Origin of the sequence: Streptomyces sp. NPDC087428, assembly GCF_044744085.1 — a bacterium.
Lineage (GTDB): Bacteria > Actinomycetota > Actinomycetes > Streptomycetales > Streptomycetaceae > Streptomyces.
In genome coordinates, this window is the sequence record NZ_JBIUXR010000001.1 from 606,454 (window position 1) to 622,344 (window position 15,891).

The window sequence follows — 15,891 nt, forward strand, 5'->3', positions numbered from 1 at the left end:
CTTGCGCCGCGCTCACTGGGGGACCGTGCCGCACCATGTCTCCGCCCAGGCGGAGGCACCGTACTTATTGGCCGCGCGTACCGAGACGCAGATCTCGTCGTCGGAGTACGGGCCCTTGATCGTGTAGTTGGTGCCGCCCGTGGAGTAGATGGTGTCCACGTTCTTCTTGGTGAAGGTGCTGCCCTTGTTGGTGTAGTGGACGTCGTAGCGCGTCGCTCGGGACACCGGTGACCAGCTCACGTTGAGCGGCATGTCGCATGCCCCGATGCACGAGTTGGTGTAAAGGAGCTTGTAGCCCTTCATGGCGGGCGGTGGGGAGCCGGTGGACGAGCCGCCGCTGCCCGTGGAACCCGTGGAGCCCGTGGACGAGCCGCCGGAGCCCGAGGCGGCGCCTGTCTTCGAGCCCGGCGTGTGCGAGGAGCCCGTGGTGCCCGTGGACGTACTGCCGGAGCCGGACGAGCCGACTGTCTTCGCGCCCGAGGAGTCCGCGGCGCCGGATGCCGCGTCGCCCGAACCGGTGGACGTGCCGCCGGACTTCTCCTGCTTCTCGCCACCCTGTTCCGTGGCCCCGCTCCTGCCGCCCCCACTCCCCTTGCCGTCCTTGCCCTTCCCCTCCTCGGACGGCGAACCAATCGGCCGGCCGGGCGAGTTGCTGCCGCCGGAGGTGGGGCTCACGCTGCTGCTGCCCGGCGTCCGGGCGTGCACCCCGTCGCTGCCGCCGTTCCAGGGCTGGAGGACGGCCACCGTGCCTCCCCCGGCGGCGAGGACGACGAAGACGGGCACGGCGATGACGGTCCGGCGCCGACGGGGGCGTTTGTCGCGTCGCGCCTCCGTCCCGGAGCCCGTGTCGGCCGGCGGGACGACCGCGCCCGCCCCGCCGGGTGGGACGACCGCGGGCGGTTCGGCAGTCTGTGCGGCGGCGCTCGGCTCGGCCTGCGGGCGCAGGCCGACGGTCGCCCGGTCCGCCGGCTCCTCACGCAGTGGCCGCACCTCGGCATCGAGCAGCTGGGCGGTCTGCCGGGCGATGTGCGTGAGTACGTCCGCGGGCAGCCATGCCCGTCCGGCCGCCATCGGCCCGACCCGGTCCGGGTCCGCCAACAGGTCGTCCACACCGGGGCGTTGGTCGACGTCCTTGATCAGGCACCGTGCGATGAGCGACCGGAGAGCGGGATTCGCGACCGCTTCCAGATCCGGCTCCTCCTGGACGATCCGGTACATGACGGCGTGCTGGTTGGTGGCCCCCTGCCCGAACGGCAGCCTCCCCGTCGCCGCGTACGTGAGCACGCACCCGACGGTGAACACATCGCTCTTGGGCACGGCACCGTCCCCGCGCAACTGCTCCGGCGCCATGAAGCCGGGTGACCCGATGATCATCCCCGTACTGGTCAGCAGCGCCTCGACGGAGGTCTCCATGGCCCGCGCGATCCCGAAGTCGATGACCTTGGTCCCGTCCACGGTCAGCATGACGTTCGAGGGCTTCAGGTCGCGGTGCACGATCCCCGCGTCATGGATGTCCTTCAGGGCGCGCAGCAGCCCGTCGGCGAGGGTGTGCAGCGACGGGGCGGGCAGCGGCCCGTGCCGACGTACGACTTGCTCCAGCGAGAGGCCCGGCACGTATCCGGTCGCCACCCACGGCGGGTCCGCGTCGGGCCCGGAGTCCAGCACCGGCGCGGTGTACCGCTCGGAGACCCGGCCCGCCGCCTCGATCTCCCGCCGGAAGCGCGCCCTGAACCGCTCGTCGGACACATGCTCCTCGTGGACCACCTTCATGGCGACGGTGCGCCCGTTGTCCGACCGGGCGAGGAACACCCGCCCCATGCCCCCGGCGCCGAGCCGGCCGAGCAGCAGGTACGGCCCGATGCGTGGCGGGTCGAAGGCGGTGAGCGGTTTGAGGCCCCCGTCGACGTAGCTCTCCGGCCCGCCGCGGCCGTCCCCGTCCCCGTCCCCGTGCGCACCGCTCATACTGCTGTTCCTCCCCGAACTCATATCAACCGACTGCCAGTTGGACGCCGGTTCAATGCCGTCGACAATAGGGGCATCGGCGTTCCGGCGAAGTCGAGGACGTGGCGGGTGGCCGGACGGGTTCTGTCAGTCGGTGACGGAGAGGGTGACGGTCGTGGTGGCGCGTTCGTACGTCAGGAACAGTGCCCCGCTGTCCAGGACGGTGTGATCCGTGAGCGTCCAGCTCGACGGGTCGAACGTGGCCCTGTCGGAGAAGAGCGGGATGCCCGCGCCGATGGTCACCGGACTCAGCTTGACGATCAGCGTGTCGATCTCGGTGTACAGCGCGCCCGCCAGCTCCCCGCCGCCGACCAGCCAGATGTCCTTGCCCTCCTCCTGCTTCAGCTCCCTGACCCGCGCCACCGGGTCGCCGGCCACGATCTCCACCTCGGTGTCCGGGCTCTCGCCCAGCGTCCGGGAGAACACGATGTGCCGCAGATGCGGGTAGGCGTCGGACAGTCCGGCCGCGAGGCCGATCCCGTAGGACCTGCGCCCTTCGACGACCGTGTCGAAGTGCGTGCCCTGCGCCGAGACGGACAGGGCGGTACGGGCGGGGCCGGGCAGGGTCTCCGGGTACTCGGCGATCAGGTGCCCGATGTAGTCCTCCGGGATCGGCCAGAATCCGTCCGGTCCGCTGGGGTCGGCGCCGTCCGGACCGGCTATGAAGCCGTCCAGGGTGGAAGCGATGAAGTACACGAGCTTGCGCACGGAGGCCCTTTCGTCCACGGCGGCCGCCACGGGACGGGCGGTTCTCGACCGTCATGATCAAGCAGACCTGTCCGCCGCGCAACGGGAATCGAGGCTTCCACGCGCTCCCCTCCCCCTGCGGCCCTCGGCCCCCCGGCCGGGGCGGCCACCCCAGCCGGCGCCGGAGACGGAGCCCTACAGTCTGCGTGCTGCGATCTTCTCTCCGTGGGATCCACGGACGACGAGGTTCTGGGCCTTCCCGTCCCCGTCGTCCCCGTCCCACCACTCGACGAACTCGGCCGACATCTCCTCGGCGTCGAACCTGTCGGCGGCGCGGGGCCGGTAGTCCGTCGTCAGCTCGACGTCGAAGTCGAGTCCGGGAGTCCCCAGTTCCACGACCGTGATCGCGCTGACGTGTGCGACGAGCGCGTGGTTGTCCTCCCCCAGCCATTCCAGGAATTCGGGCAGGAGGCCCTTCTCCTGCGTCCTCACCGTCACCCGGCCGTCCGGCGGGTTCTTGGCGCGCTCGCTCACTCCGTCCAGACATCCCCCGACCCAGGCACCCCGGTCCGCCTCAGCCACCCGCCCCGCGTCGAGCGCCCGTCGCGTACAGCCGCCCCATACGACTTCGGCGATCGACGCACCCTTTCCGCCCGACTCCCGCACGGCCCGGCCCTTCTCGTACCCGCCCGCGTAGGCGTCCCGTGCCGTCTGCTTCTCGTCCCTGACCGGCACCGGCTTCGTACAGGACACCGTGGTCGCCGCCGCGAGCACGCAGCAGGACAGGGCCAGACGCCACAGGCGATGCGATGCGTGCACGTTCCCAGCCCTCTCCCCGCCTGCTCCGGATCTTCTCCCGGTCACCGATACAGATGACGGGGAGAGCGGATCGGTGCCGGGGCGGCGCCACCGTCTCGTGCGAATCCGGTGGGAGACCGGGGTGTTCGCCGCCCGGTCGGGGCAACGGCCGAGCAGAGTAGGGGGTATGACGTCATCCGCAGAGCTGCTCCGCTCCTTCGCCCGCACCCGCGCCTCGCTGGACGGCGAGGAGGTCACGTACTGGTGGTCCGGGGACGTGTACGCCTGGTCCCCCGACGAGCCCTACCAGCGCGTCCTCGGCTTCGAAGGGCTCAACGTCTCCCGGCTCGTCCAGGACGCCGAGGCCGGGCCGGACGCCTACCAACTGCTCACCCGTGAGGCCGCCTTCTACCTGGACCCCGCGAGCCGCGAGATCCTGGAGACCTGGCAGGACCTGCCGGTGGTGCACGTCTGGAACGACCCGGCGAACCAGAAGTGGCGCCCCTTCCCGATCCCGACGACCGAGCTGGGCGGCCAGGTCTGCTTCAGCCTGGAGATCCCGCTCGCCTACCCCTCGCCGTTGCCGGTGGCCCAGTACCCCGTGCACTCGGCCGGTGACACGTACAAGGCCCTGGAGCTCTTCCAGTTCTTCGCCGACCGCGCCGACCTGGCCGGCCCGGCGCCCAGCGTCCCGGCCACCATGTCGTGGACCCGGATGTCCCCGTGGCTCCCGTGGATGGCCCGGGGCCAACGGCCCGGCGGCCTCACCTTCCACTGCCGGGGCCGCAAGCTCGGCTCGTACGCCGAGGTCCCCGAGCGGACCCGTGCCTACATCGCCGACCACCACCCGGAGTTCGGCCGGGCCCCGGAGAAGTGGAGCGAGCCGAACGAGACCAGCTGGACGTACTTCCGCAGGCTCAACCCGCCCCGGTAGCGGTCGGACCGTCCCCGGACAGCTCCGGACGGGGTGAGCGGACCCGGGCGCGGAGGTGTACGTCGTGCCGGCCGTCCGCGTGCGGCCAGGCCCCGCGCCGGATGCCCTCCGCCTCGAATCCGGCCTTCACCGCCACCCGGCAGGACGCGTGGTTGGCGGTCGAGTGCTCAAGTTCGACGCGGTGGAACCCGCGCTCGTGCAGCGCCCATTGGGTGACCACCGCGGCCGCCCCGGGGCACAGGCCCCGGCCGCGTGCCGACGGAACGGTCCAGTACGCGATCTCAGCCGTACCGTCCCGCAGCGCGAAGGACTTCAGCGCGACCCTGCCCCACAGCGTGTCGCTCTCCGCGTCGACGAGTGCCCAGTGAGCGCCCGTCTCCGACCGCCATTCGCTCCGCCAGGCCTCGATCCAGCCCCGCGCCTCGGCCACCGAATCGGCCCGCCGCATGTGCCAGCGCTGGATCGCCGGATCCTCGAACGCCTCCCGCACCGCCGCGGCGTCGGTCAGCAGCCAGGGGCGCAACAGCGCACCGCCGACGACGGGCAGGGCGGGCTGGCCGGTCGCGGCCAGCGCACCGGCAGGGATCGCGGGAGCAACCAAGTACGGCATGAGCGGAAGTGTCACAGACGGGTCCGGACCCCGGGAAGCTCGAAGCGGGGCCTCCGGCCCTCCTGACGTACCGGAGCCACTCGCCCGGGGGCTCGCCCAGCACGTACATGACGGTGGACGTGACCGTCTGGCGCAACGCGGCCGGCCGGCCACCGCGTGGACGCGGGTCCACGCCTATGCGTGGGCCCCGTTCAGCAGCGCCCGCTCCACATGGGCCGTGATCACCCAGTTCGGCGCGTCCACGATCTCGGAGATCTTCAGGTCCGCCGCCACGCTCGCCAGCAGGTACGCGTCCTGCGGAACGAGCCCCGTACGGGCCGAGATCTCGTCGATCAGCGCGCGGACGGCGTCCTTCGCCGCCTCCATCAGGTCCGGTCCGATGCCCGTCGTGGCCAGGGCGGCGCCGGTGCGGGCACTGACCGGGTCGGTCTCGATGACCGGGGTGCGGGGCGCGGCGCCCTTGCGGACGTCCACCCGCAGCCGCACCGTCGCCCGCGTCTCGATACCCGTACCGCAGACCTCGCCGTCACCCATCGCCGCGTGCGCGTCGCCTGCGGAGAGCAGGGCGCCCTCGACCCCGACGGGCAGCACGAGCCGGGCGCCGGGGCCGATGTGGCGGATGTCCATGTTGCCGCCCCAGCGGCGGGGCGGGATGAGCGAGTGCGGTCCCGGCTCGGGCGGGGCGACGCCGATCGTCCCGATCATCGGCACCACCGGGACGCGCAGACCGGGCAGCAGTTCGGCGTGCCCGCCCGCGATCGTCGAGATCCGCAGGTACGGATCGGGGAAGTCCTCGGCGAGCAGCCCGAAACCGGGCAGGCAGGCCGTCCAGCCCCACTCCCCGACCTGTACGTCGAGGATGTCGACGACCAGCGCGTCACCGGGCTCGGCCCCGGTCACGTACAGGGGTCCCGTGACGGGGTTGAGGGTCCCGAAGTCGAGCTCTTCGAGGTCCGCGGAGGTCGACCCGGCGGTGAGCTGGCCGCCGCTCGCGTCCTGGAACTCCAGGACCGCCTCGTCACCCGGGGCGAGCGTGGCGACGGGCCTGACCGTCCGGTCCCAGGCGTGGTGCACCTGTCCGCGGTGAATGCTGAAGTCACTCATGAACGGTGGGGCCTCCAGATCGAGTTCCGTGCCGTGCGAAGAGGGGTGGTGCGCTGTGGTGCCGATCCTGGCGCGGAAGCGCCGGGTTGCACAACACAGCCGGTTTCCGGGCGGTCCGTCCGGGGCGTGACCCACATGGCCGACAGCGAACCGGTGCGGCCGTTCCCGTACGGGTGAGCGCGTACAGCGTGCGAGTGAATCCGTGGCCCGGCGGGGTGGGTGCCGGGCCAGACTCGGGGCGGAACGATCTTGTCCCGTTCCGGTCCGACCTCGGACGAACCGCGCGATGAATTCCACAAGGAGTGCCCCCACCATGCGACTTCGTACCACTGCGGCCGCTGCCCTCGGCGCGCTCGCGCTCGTCGTGAGCCTGCCCGGCTCCGCGAGCGCGGCCGACGGCGACTTCACCTACACGTACACCACGTCCCACGGCTACCGGCAGACGGTCGCCCTGCTCGACCCGCCCAGCCGGGAGTGCGTCACCCTGCCCGGACTGGACGACCCGGATACCTCGGAACCGGCCGACACCCCCTGGAACAACTCCGGTTCGACCGCGACGGTCTTCACCGGCCCGGACTGCGACGGCGCCCACTACACCCTGCGGCCCGACGGCGGGCACGCCTCCAGCCGGCTGAAGCTCCGGTCGGTCGTCTTCAGCTGATCCGGATCAGGATCGCCCCGGACCCGGGGTGCGCCGTCCGCGTTCGCGGTGTCTCCCTGTTCCCCCTTCCGCCGCTCCGCGCACCCTTCGCGCGGGGCGGCGGCGGTGCGTGCGGGGTGGCGGTACGCGCGGGGCCGATGATATTGCCGGGCGCGGTGCGTGGCCGGAATGCAGGTTGCACGGGCGTCTTCCCCCCTCCGCCTCGTACCGGTCACGACCGTCTCGTACGTACCCGGCGCGCACGGCCCCGAGGAGTGCTCCCGCAGGCTCGGTTTCCGGGCGACCGGCGAGCTGAGCGGTGACCAGGTGGTCGCCGAGCTGGAGCCGGGACCGGTCCCGCGCCCGTAGGCGGGCCGGGCCCCACGGGCCGGACATGAAGGCCCGACGACCGCGTCAACACCCCGATGACTGACCGGGGTTGTCGGGCAGCAGAGGGAACAGCCGGGTGACCGCGGCCACGGCCACGGCGTCCGCGGGGCGCGCCCAGGGGTCCCGGTCGCGGTCGCGGTAGCCGGCCAGCAAGCGGCGTACGGAGGCGGCGAGTTCGGCCGCCTCCGCCGGGGTGAGGTGGACCACGGCGCTGAAGGACTCGTCCTGCCGCCACTCGGCCGGCGCCCGGTCACGATGGCTCAGCCAGTGCCGGTAGCTCTCGTCCTCCAGCCCGCGTGCGAGCGCGTCGAACTCCTCCGGCACCTCCTCCTCCCGGCCCGGCTCGCCGGAGGGCTCCCAGCGGAGCCGCCACGGCCGCACCCGGCCGCCCTTGTGCGGCGCCTCCTCGATGAGGCCGTGCGCGGCGAGTTGGCGCAGGTGGAAGGAGCAGAGGCCGGAGCTGTGGCCGAGGCGGGCGGCGGCCTCGGTGGACGTCACCGTGCCGGCCTCGGCGAGCAGATCCAGCAGGGCCACGCGCACGGGGTGGTCCGGGAGCGGTTTGCGGGCGCGGTGGGGCAGCGGTCCCGTGGATGCGGCTTGACGCTTTTCATCGCTCATTTTGCAAAGAGTGCTACTTTGCAAAGCATTCGGTCAAGCCGGCCGCCGTCGGCAACCCTCGGCCGACTCCCTTGTGCGCGGAAGGCGTTGGTGCTCCATGGCCGCTCGGTTGGACGACAGCTCGCAGGACCTACGGGTGCGCGTGCAGGGCGTACCCGTCGATTCCTTTCCCCGGTTCGCGCCGGAGGTGGAACGGGGTGCGGTGCGCCGCATCACCGTCGTCGGGGAGGAGATCCTGCGCCGGCCGTGCCGGGAGGTCACCGAGTTCGGCACCCCGGAGCTCGCGCGGCTGGTCGACGACATGTTCGCCACCAACCAGGTGGCGGAGGGCGCCGGACTCGCCGCCAACCAGGTCGATGTGGACCTGCGGCTGTTCGTGTGGGACATCACGGACGAGTGGGGGGTGCGCCATGTCGGGCACATCGCCAATCCCGTCCTGGACGAGGTGGCGCCCGAGCGGCGCCGGCTGGTCGAGGAGTCAGAGGGGTGCCTGTCCGTCCCCGGCCCCTACCGCATGGTGCCGCGGCTGGACCGTGCGGTCGTGCGCGGCCGGGACAGGGACGGCGGTCCGCTGGTGATCGAGGGCCGCGGCTACTTCGCCCGCTGCCTCCAGCACGAGACGGACCACCTGCGCGGTCACCTCTATCTGGACCGGCTCGCACAGCGGGAGCGGAAGACGGCCCTGCGCGAGATGGAGACGTCCAAGGAGGAGATGTTCGCCCGGCGTGCCGCGTTGGCGGCGAAGCTGGGCAAGTGACTCGACGGCTGGGGCCCCGGGGTCAGCGGTAGTCCTCCGGGTGGCCCTGCATCCAGGTGTTGACGCGGTCGCGCGTGCCGGTCAGGTCCTTGAAGTGCTTCTCCAGGTTGGCCGCGGAGGTGTCACCGGCCAGCGTGGTGCGCAGCGCGGCCGTCCACGCCAGGGGCTCCTTGAATCGGCCCGGACCCTGCTGGTCGGCCTTCATCGAGGCGTCCAGCCCGGCCAGTTCCTCGTTCACCCGGCCCAGGAAGTAGGCGCAGTCCCCGGCGCCGGGGGTGCAGGTGTCGTCGAGGGTGGCCTGGAGGCCGGCGAAGGCGTCCCGTACCTTCTCGGCCCCGGGCGGCGGCGTCTCCTGCGCGTCCCCGCCCGCACCCGCCGTCTCCGCGGCGACTTCCGCCGTCCCCGCCCGGTCGGCCGACTCGTCCACCGACGTGGCCACCTGCGGGACATCGCTTCCGGGGCCCTGCGACGTGGTCGCCTCCGAGCAGCCCGCCAGGGATGTCATCAGAGCGGCCGCCGCGGCGAGCGCCGCGGCGTTTCTGCGGGCGCGGATTCGGACAGTCACAGGAGACCCCCTCGTCGGATGGCCCAGACCCTACCCCGGCCGTTCAGCCGGTGATCAGCTCCTGGAGGGCGGGCGCGTAGAGGTCGGCGATGCGTTCCGGGGTGGCCAGGGCGCCTGCTCCCTCGCGGTGGAGGCTGAGGGTCGCGCCGAGGCCGAGGAGGTGTCCGGCCAGGAGCTCGGCGCGCAGTGCGCGGTCCCGGCCGGAGAGGCGGGCGGTCAGGGCGTCGGTGACCTGTTCGTGGAACCGGTCGCGCAGGAGCGAGCGTTCGTCCTGGTTGCCGAGGGAGAACACCACGCGCAGGAGCGGATCGGACTTGAGCGCGCGGCGGCGGGTCACCAGCGTGACGACCATGTGGCGGCCCAGCAGGGCGAGCGGGGCGTCGAACAGTTCCGCGGCGGCCGGGCCGAAGTCGGCCACGGTGTTGAACAGCTCTTCCTTGCGGCCGAAGTGCTTGACCACGAGGGCCGGGCTGACCCCGGCATCCGCGGCGATCTGCCGGATCGTCACCTCGGCGTACGGGCGCTGGGTGAACGCCCGGCGCGCCGCGCGCAGGATCGCGCCCCGGCCGGTGCCCGCGTCCGCGTCCGCGGACCCGGGGGCCGGTGCGGTGGCCTGGCCGCCGGTCATGCGCCCTCCTGGATCGGTGCTGTCCGTGCACCGCCCTCGCGGATGCCCGGCGCCTTGCGGCTCTCCCCGACCGTACCCGCCGCGGCCGGCCTCCCGCCCGGCAGGAACAGCGTGACGGCCAGGGCCGCGAGCGCCGCTCCCGCCGCGATCACGAAGACCAGCTGGTACGCGTGGAGGGTCGGGGCCGTCCGGCCCCCTGCCTGGAAGGTGATGTTGGCCAGCACGGCGGCCACCGTCGCACTGCAGAAGGCCTGTCCGATCGACCGCATGAGGGTGTTCAGACCGTTGGCGGCCCCGGTCTCGCTGACCGGGACCCCGCGCATCACCAGGGCGGGCAGGGCCGAGTAGGCGATCGCGGTGCCCGAGGCGACGACCGTGGCGCCGGCGATGATCAGCCACAGGCTGTGGCTGGTGAAGTAGCGCACCCCGTAGCCGACGGCGATGATCCCGGCGGCCAGCGCCAGGCTGACCTTCGGGCCGCGCCTGGCCGATATCCGCGCAGAGACGGGCGAGAGCGCCACCATCGCCACACCGCCCGGCAGCAGGCACAGTCCGCTGACGACGAGCGAGACGCCGAGCCCGTAGCCCGTGGCCTTCGGCTCCTGCACCATCTGGGCGGTGACCAGCGAGTTGGCGTAGAACGCGAAGCCGATCAGCAGGGCCGCGATGTTGGTGAGCAGTACGGCGGGGCGGGCCGAGACCCGCAGGTCGACCATGGGCGTCGCGACGCGGAGCTCGTACGCGCCCCAGAGCAGTGCCACCACGACGGCCGTCGCGAGCAGGCCGACCGTCCGGACCGATCCCCAGCCCCAGTCGGCGCCCTGGGTGACCGCGAGCAGCAGGCAGACGAGCGCGACGGACAGGCCGAGCGCGCCGACGGCGTCGAAGCGGCCGCGGCTGCGCAGCGGGGACTCCGGGACACAGCGCAGGACCAGCGCGATGTCGATGAGTCCGATCACGCCGGAGACCCAGAACATGGTGTGCCAGTCGAAGTTCTCGATGACCAGGGCCGCGACCGGCAGGCCGATGGCCGCGCCGATCCCGAGCGTGGAACTCATCAGCGCGACGGCGGACAGGACGCGCTCCGGCGGGAGCTCGTCGCGCAGGATGCTGATGCCGAGCGGTACGACGGCGATCGCCGCGCCCTGGAGCGCGCGGCCGGTGATCAGCACCCCGATATGGGAACTGACCGCGCAGAGCACCGAGCCCACCACCAGCACCGCGAGGGAGGCGACGAGCACCCGCCGCTTGCCGTACATGTCGCCGACCCGGCCCAGGACCGGGGTGAAGACGGCGCCGGTGAGGAGAGTCACGGTGACCAGCCAGCTCGCGGCGGCGGGGGTGGCGCCGGTCAGCGCGGGGATGTGCGGGAGCAGCGGGACGACGATCGTCTGCATGACCGCGACCACGACACCGCAGAACGCCAGCACGCCGACGGCGAAGCGGGGGTGCGGGGCCTGGACGGCGGGGATCGGCGGATCGACGGGGACCGGTATGTCCGCGGGCATGTTTCTCCGTACGGTGCTCGGCGTCAAGACGGGGTGTACGCGCGTTCACCCCTAGGGTAAACGCACGTACACCCCCTCGGCGACGGGTCGCGGGAAGGCCGCGTTAGCCTCGGGTCGGAGAAGCGGATCCGGGACAGCGGGCCCGGAGCGCGGATCCGGGGAGCCGGTCCGGGAAGCGGGTCCGGACGAGAGGACGAGAACGGTGGAGGTGGCTGTGATGGCGAGGATTCCGGCAGCGGCGGTGGCGGCGGGCGGACTGGTCGGCGGCTACGCCGTCGCGCGGTGGACCAGGAAGCGCCCGCTGGGCGGGGTCGCCCTCGCGGCCGCGGGCACCGCCGCGGCGTACGAGTGGAACCGGCAGGCCGGGCCGCGCGCCGCCGCCGGGCTGACCACCGCCTACGTCGCCGCCTTCGCGGGATCGCACCCGCTCGCCAGGAGGATCGGCGCCTGGCCGGCGGTCTTCACCGTGGCGGGCACGGTGGCCGCCGCGTCCTGGGCGGTCACCCGCCGCGCGGCCTGAGAAGGCCGAGTCACGTCGATCCGGGTGGTGAGTTCACGCAGGGCGTGGTCGGCGGCCAGCAGGTCGTCGTACTCCTGGCCGGACAGCACGCCGACGAGGTGGATCCGGCGCTCCTTCAGCGCGCTGCGCAGGGCGGGTACGTGGTCGGTGCCGCCGGGTCCGCGGAGCATGGCTCCGAGTCCGTCCAGGCACACGATGAGATCGGTGCGCCCGGCCACGTGGGCGATGATCCGGGCGAGTCCGGCGCCGCTCTCGGTGTCCGGCACGTCGCGGCAGTCGACGTGCAGCAGGCGCTTGCGCCGCAGGAAGGACAGCTCTCCCGCCGCCGCGCGCCTGGCCAGTTCGCGCACCAGGGTGGTGGTGCCGACGCCGGTGGCCCCGGTGATCAGCACGTGGTTGCCGGTCGTACGGTGCAGGGCCCGGCCCAGCGTGTCGAAGTAGCGGTCCAGGTGCCGGGCGGGGGTGATCCCCCGGGTCCGCGCCAGCCAGGTGAGGTCCTCGGCGGGCGGTAACTCCGGCGGGAGGCGGAAGGACACCTCGCGGGGGCCCGTGGCGCGCGCCTCCCTGACGGCCTGGGCGAGCAGCTCGCGCATCCGGGCGAGGTCCACCCGGAGCGGTTCGGCCTCGAACACCGACGCCAGCCTGGGCGGCGGGTTCTCCAGCAGGGCGTCGAGCAGATGCGGCAGACCGGGCGCAGCCGGTCCTCGTCCTGCGCGAACTCCGCGGCGAAGCCGTCCAGAGCGGCCAGCGTCTGCGCCGCGAACCGTTCACGCCGTCCGTCGAAGTCGAAGTCTCCGCCGCCCCGGCTCCCCGGGTTGTACACCGCGATGGTCTCCAGCAGATGGCGCGGCCGGGCGCCCTCGTCGAGCGTGAGCGCGAGGACCGACAGAACGCCCTGGTCGCCGGAGTCGATCGCGGCGTAGAGGATGTCACTCGGACGGACCATGCCCGCGCAGCGCTGTGCCGCCGCCGAGAGAATATCGATAGCGCGTTCGTCGAGAAGTGCGTGCGGAGTGAAGATCCCTTCCGAGAACAATGACAAAATGACGGTACCCCCGTACCCGTTACCGGCACGCCGTGTTCGCGGGGAAATGCCGGAGCCGTCGGCGACCCCCCTGTGCATTCCCAGTTTGACACGATCGCAACAACGCCTGCCCGTCGATGGGCGACATTATTCGGATCCTCGGGCGGGCGGTTCACCGGAATTGGCCGTGATCCTTCTTGACGGCTCACCGGTCCGGCCGATGAGCCGTTCCGGTAACCGGCGCTCCCTCGGGGGGAATGCGCCGGTGAGCCGTTCCGGTAATCGGCGCTTCCTCGGGGGGAACGCGCCGGTTACCCGCCCAGCGCCCGGGACACCGTGTAGATCGCCAGCCCGGCCAGCGCGCCCACCACCGTGCCGTTGATGCGGATGAATTGCAGGTCGCGGCCGATGTGCGCCTCGATCTTCTTCGATGTCTGGTCCGCGTCCCAGCCGGCCACCGTGTCGCTGATCAGCGAGGTGATCTCCGCCCGGTACGTCGTCACGACGTACACCGCCGCGTCCTCCAGCCAGCCCTCCAGTTTCGCCTGGAGACGGCCGTCCGTCGCCAGACGGGCACCCAGGGACATCAGGGAGGCACGGGCGCGCAGGCGCAGTTCGCTCTGCTCGTCCTCGGCCGCCGCGATGACCATCGTGCGGACAGAGGACCAGGCGGACGCGATGACGTCCTGGACCTCGCCGCGCCCCAGGACCTCCGACTTCAGCCGTTCCACCCGGGCCCGGGTCTCCGAGTCCGTCTGGAGGTCGGCCGCGAAGTCGGTCAGGAACGTGTCGATCGAGCCGCGCGCCGGGTGCTCCGGCATGTCGCGCATCTCCGTGATGAAGCGCAGCAGTTCCTTGTAGACCCGTTCTCCCACCCGCTTGTCGACGAACCGCGGGGTCCAGCCCGGCGCTCCGCCCTGCACCGCGTCCATCACCGAGTCGCCGTGCAGCACCAGCCAGTCGTGAGCCCGGACACAGACCAGGTCCACCACCTTGCGGTGGCCGCCGTCGGCGACGACCTTCTCCAGCATCTTGCCGAGGCCCGGGCCGATCTCCGCCGCGTTCGCCCGCCGGGTGATCGCCTCACCCACCACGGCCTGCACGTCCGAGTCGCGCAGCACCGTCAGCGCACCGCGCAGCGCGGTCGACAGCTCGGCGGTGACCCGGTCCGCGTGCTCCGGTTCGGCGAGCCACGCGCCGAGCCTGCCGCCGATGCCGAGGGAGTGGATCCGGTCCCTCACGACACCGCCCGACAGAAAGTTCTCGCCGACGAAGGAACCGAGTGAGGCTCCGAGCTGGTCCTTCTTGGTGGGGATGATGGCGGTGTGCGGAATCGGCAGACCGAGCGGACGCTTGAAGAGCGCCGTGACGGCGAACCAGTCGGCCAGCGCACCCACCATGCCCGCCTCGGCGGCCGCGGCGACGAAGCCCGGCCAGCCGCCCACCCCTTCGTTCTTCGCCCAGGTGGCGAGGACGTACACGAGCGCGACCAGCAGAAGGAGGCCGGTGGCCGTGGTCTTCATACGCCGTACGCCGCGACGCTTCTCCTCGTCCGCGGCGGTGTACGAGAACGAGGCCAGGGAGGCGGAGCGGCGGGTACCCGCGCCACTGCCCCCCGCACCCTCGCCCGCGCCCTCGCGCGCCTGCGCACCGGCACCCCGCTCGCCGGGTCCGCTGCCTTCGATCGGTTCCATCCGCTCCACCCGTCCGCGTACGCATCGCCCCCCGACGCCCCGTACGCATTGTCCTTGCCTGACCTACTCCCGGGCCGCACGTTGAGTTCCCCGCGCCCTGCCGCATCATGGAACCGGTCCACGAACAGAGGAGACACACCGCCCATGCCCAGGCGCCAGGGGTACGCCCTGCTCATCGCTCTCGTGGCCGGCACCGCCGCGCTCGCCGCCGTCGTGGCGTTCACCGGCTCGCTGCTGTTCTCCGGGTCCCGGGCGAAGGCGTCCGCCGCCGCCACCGGACCGCAGGGCACGGCCAGGACGCCCGCGGCACCGGCCCACTCCTCCGGGCTCTGGCTCGCCACCTGGGCGGCCGCACCCGTCCTCGGAGCGGCCGACCCGAACCACGGCGAGGACCTGATCCACCGCACCATCCGCAACGTCGTACACACCAGCATCGGCGGCAACGCGGCCCGCGTCACCCTCTCCAACCTCTTCGGTACGCGGCCGCTGCTGATCGACAACGTCACCGTGAACACCCGCCCGGTGACGTTCCGCGGCGCCCCGGCCACCACCGTCGGCGCGGGCCGGAGCATCGTCAGCGACCCCGTCGTCGTCCCGGTCGCCGCCGACGCCGACCTCGTCGTCACCCTGCGCACCCCCACCGCCCGCGGCCCGGTCACCGTGCACCCCAACAGCCACCAGAGCTCCTACGTGGAGACCGGTCGCGGCACCTGGCGCAGCACCGCCTGGCGCTACCTCACCGGCGTGGACGTGCACAGCCCGACCGCCACCGGGACCGTCGTCGCGCTCGGCGACTCGCTGACCGCCGGCACCGGCTCCACCACCGACGCGAACAGCCGCTGGCCCGACGTCCTCTCCGACCGGCTGAACGGCCGCTACGCGGTGGTGAACCAGGGCATCGGCGGCAACCGCATCCTGCGCCACGGCATCGGGCCGCGCGCGCTCGACCGCTTCGAACGCGATGTGCTCGGCGTCACCGGCGCGAAGACCGTCATCATCGCCCTCGGCATCAACGACGTGCAGGGCTTCCCCCAGGAGAAGGACCCGCAGCGGATCACCGACGCCCTGCGCACCCTGACGGACCGGGCCCACGCCCGCGGGCTGCGGGTCATCGGCGCCACCCTGATGCCGTACGACGGCTACCGCAGCTGGACCCCCGCCCAGAACGCCGTGCGCGACCGGGTCAACGAGACGATCCGGGCCGGCGGGGTCTTCGACCGGGTCCTCGACTTCGACCGCGACATGCGCGACCCGGCCCACCCGGACCGGCTGCACCCCGCCTACGACTCCGGTGACCACCTCCACCTGAACGACGCGGGCTACCAGCGCCTCGGCTCCCTGGTGGACCTGGCCGACCTGGTACGCGTCCGGCCGTCGTCGGACGCGCTCTGAGGGACTGCCGGGCGGGGCGGA

At 72.5% G+C, this 15,891-nt stretch carries 16 protein-coding genes; 6 read left to right on the forward strand and 10 right to left on the reverse strand.

All coding sequences use genetic code 11. From position 1 onward, the window contains the following. Positions 1–12: 12 nt before the first annotated feature. The 3 genes from ACIO3R_RS02735 to ACIO3R_RS02745 all read right to left on the reverse strand — a co-directional run bounded on the left by ACIO3R_RS02735 (position 13) and on the right by ACIO3R_RS02745 (position 3,507). On the reverse strand, positions 13–1,962 hold the full coding sequence (locus ACIO3R_RS02735; protein ID WP_402102601.1) for a protein kinase: 1,950 nt from the start codon (positions 1,960–1,962) through the stop codon (positions 13–15). 126 nt (positions 1,963–2,088) lie between these two features. Then, entirely contained in the window at positions 2,089–2,709 is a 621-nt protein-coding gene (locus ACIO3R_RS02740; RefSeq protein WP_402102604.1) for a dihydrofolate reductase family protein, read from the reverse strand. Positions 2,710–2,883: 174 nt separating this feature from the next. Then, positions 2,884–3,507, reverse strand: coding sequence for a hypothetical protein (locus ACIO3R_RS02745; RefSeq protein WP_385036252.1), 624 nt, complete (start codon positions 3,505–3,507; stop codon positions 2,884–2,886). A gap of 166 nt (positions 3,508–3,673) precedes the next feature. Here ACIO3R_RS02745 and ACIO3R_RS02750 point away from each other — a divergent pair, with 166 nt between their 5' ends. Next, a complete protein-coding gene (locus tag ACIO3R_RS02750) occupies positions 3,674–4,420 on the forward strand; it encodes a DUF1838 family protein (RefSeq protein WP_385036253.1) in 747 nt (248 codons plus the stop codon). On the opposite strand, the gene ACIO3R_RS02755 is transcribed toward ACIO3R_RS02750, so the two are convergent. Beyond that, on the reverse strand, positions 4,404–5,030 hold the full coding sequence (locus ACIO3R_RS02755; protein WP_402102609.1) for a GNAT family N-acetyltransferase: 627 nt from the start codon (positions 5,028–5,030) through the stop codon (positions 4,404–4,406). The genes ACIO3R_RS02750 and ACIO3R_RS02755 overlap by 17 nt on opposite strands. 174 nt (positions 5,031–5,204) lie before the next feature. Next, positions 5,205–6,134: an acetamidase/formamidase family protein gene (locus ACIO3R_RS02760; RefSeq protein ID WP_402102611.1), complete on the reverse strand. Its 930-nt coding sequence runs from the start codon at positions 6,132–6,134 to the stop codon at positions 5,205–5,207. 313 nt (positions 6,135–6,447) lie between these two features. On the opposite strand from ACIO3R_RS02760, the gene ACIO3R_RS02765 reads away from it, so the two are divergent. Together ACIO3R_RS02765 and ACIO3R_RS02770 are read left to right on the forward strand one after the other, a co-directional pair. After that, complete coding sequence (locus tag ACIO3R_RS02765; protein WP_402102614.1) at positions 6,448–6,795, forward strand: hypothetical protein; 348 nt, start codon at positions 6,448–6,450, stop codon at positions 6,793–6,795. 168 nt (positions 6,796–6,963) lie between these two features. Beyond that, positions 6,964–7,143 carry a hypothetical protein gene (locus ACIO3R_RS02770; RefSeq protein WP_402102616.1) on the forward strand — a complete coding sequence of 60 codons (180 nt, stop codon included), beginning with the start codon at positions 6,964–6,966 and terminating at the stop codon, positions 7,141–7,143. Positions 7,144–7,188: 45 nt separating this feature from the next. On the opposite strand, the gene ACIO3R_RS02775 is transcribed toward ACIO3R_RS02770, so the two are convergent. Next, complete coding sequence (locus ACIO3R_RS02775; protein WP_402102619.1) at positions 7,189–7,782, reverse strand: winged helix-turn-helix domain-containing protein; 594 nt, start codon at positions 7,780–7,782, stop codon at positions 7,189–7,191. Positions 7,783–7,879: 97 nt separating this feature from the next. Here ACIO3R_RS02775 and def point away from each other — a divergent pair, with 97 nt between their 5' ends. Further along, entirely contained in the window at positions 7,880–8,539 is a 660-nt protein-coding gene (gene def, locus ACIO3R_RS02780; RefSeq protein ID WP_385036259.1) for a peptide deformylase, read from the forward strand. A 22-nt stretch (positions 8,540–8,561) separates the two neighbouring features. Here def and ACIO3R_RS02785 read toward each other — a convergent pair whose 3' ends face one another. From ACIO3R_RS02785 to ACIO3R_RS02795, 3 genes are read right to left on the reverse strand one after another with little or no spacing between them, the layout of a single operon-like run. Next, positions 8,562–9,104, reverse strand: coding sequence for a hypothetical protein (locus tag ACIO3R_RS02785; RefSeq protein WP_402102622.1), 543 nt, complete (start codon positions 9,102–9,104; stop codon positions 8,562–8,564). 43 nt (positions 9,105–9,147) lie between these two features. Beyond that, positions 9,148–9,732, reverse strand: coding sequence for a TetR family transcriptional regulator (locus tag ACIO3R_RS02790; RefSeq protein WP_402102625.1), 585 nt, complete (start codon positions 9,730–9,732; stop codon positions 9,148–9,150). Then, positions 9,729–11,240, reverse strand: coding sequence for an MFS transporter (locus ACIO3R_RS02795; protein ID WP_402102629.1), 1,512 nt, complete (start codon positions 11,238–11,240; stop codon positions 9,729–9,731). The genes ACIO3R_RS02790 and ACIO3R_RS02795 overlap by 4 nt, the downstream gene beginning before the upstream one ends. Before the next feature lie 217 nt (positions 11,241–11,457). On the opposite strand from ACIO3R_RS02795, the gene ACIO3R_RS02800 reads away from it, so the two are divergent. After that, on the forward strand, positions 11,458–11,760 hold the full coding sequence (locus tag ACIO3R_RS02800) for a hypothetical protein (protein WP_385036263.1): 303 nt from the start codon (positions 11,458–11,460) through the stop codon (positions 11,758–11,760). Positions 11,761–13,095: 1,335 nt separating this feature from the next. On the opposite strand, the gene ACIO3R_RS02805 is transcribed toward ACIO3R_RS02800, so the two are convergent. Beyond that, entirely contained in the window at positions 13,096–14,478 is a 1,383-nt protein-coding gene (locus ACIO3R_RS02805; RefSeq protein WP_402102633.1) for a DUF445 domain-containing protein, read from the reverse strand. 144 nt (positions 14,479–14,622) lie between these two features. On the opposite strand from ACIO3R_RS02805, the gene ACIO3R_RS02810 reads away from it, so the two are divergent. After that, a complete protein-coding gene (locus tag ACIO3R_RS02810) occupies positions 14,623–15,870 on the forward strand; it encodes an SGNH/GDSL hydrolase family protein (RefSeq protein WP_385036265.1) in 1,248 nt (415 codons plus the stop codon). The last annotated feature ends 21 nt before the right edge of the window (positions 15,871–15,891 follow it).

Bases quoted from the DNA above. Each gene is read 5' to 3' on its own strand.
- ACIO3R_RS02735 (WP_402102601.1), bottom strand. From the start codon at position 1,962: ATGAGCGGTGCGCACGGGGACGGGGACGGGGACGGCCGCGGCGGGCCG.
- ACIO3R_RS02750 (WP_385036253.1), top strand. From the start codon at position 3,674: ATGACGTCATCCGCAGAGCTGCTCCGCTCCTTCGCCCGCACCCGCGCC.
- ACIO3R_RS02755 (WP_402102609.1), bottom strand. From the start codon at position 5,030: ATGCCGTACTTGGTTGCTCCCGCGATCCCTGCCGGTGCGCTGGCCGCG.
- ACIO3R_RS02760 (WP_402102611.1), bottom strand. From the start codon at position 6,134: ATGAGTGACTTCAGCATTCACCGCGGACAGGTGCACCACGCCTGGGAC.
- ACIO3R_RS02765 (WP_402102614.1), top strand. From the start codon at position 6,448: ATGCGACTTCGTACCACTGCGGCCGCTGCCCTCGGCGCGCTCGCGCTC.
- ACIO3R_RS02770 (WP_402102616.1), top strand. From the start codon at position 6,964: ATGCAGGTTGCACGGGCGTCTTCCCCCCTCCGCCTCGTACCGGTCACG.
- ACIO3R_RS02775 (WP_402102619.1), bottom strand. From the start codon at position 7,782: ATGAGCGATGAAAAGCGTCAAGCCGCATCCACGGGACCGCTGCCCCAC.
- def (WP_385036259.1), top strand. From the start codon at position 7,880: ATGGCCGCTCGGTTGGACGACAGCTCGCAGGACCTACGGGTGCGCGTG.
- ACIO3R_RS02790 (WP_402102625.1), bottom strand. From the start codon at position 9,732: ATGACCGGCGGCCAGGCCACCGCACCGGCCCCCGGGTCCGCGGACGCG.
- ACIO3R_RS02795 (WP_402102629.1), bottom strand. From the start codon at position 11,240: ATGCCCGCGGACATACCGGTCCCCGTCGATCCGCCGATCCCCGCCGTC.
- ACIO3R_RS02800 (WP_385036263.1), top strand. From the start codon at position 11,458: ATGGCGAGGATTCCGGCAGCGGCGGTGGCGGCGGGCGGACTGGTCGGC.
- ACIO3R_RS02805 (WP_402102633.1), bottom strand. From the start codon at position 14,478: ATGGAACCGATCGAAGGCAGCGGACCCGGCGAGCGGGGTGCCGGTGCG.
- ACIO3R_RS02810 (WP_385036265.1), top strand. From the start codon at position 14,623: ATGCCCAGGCGCCAGGGGTACGCCCTGCTCATCGCTCTCGTGGCCGGC.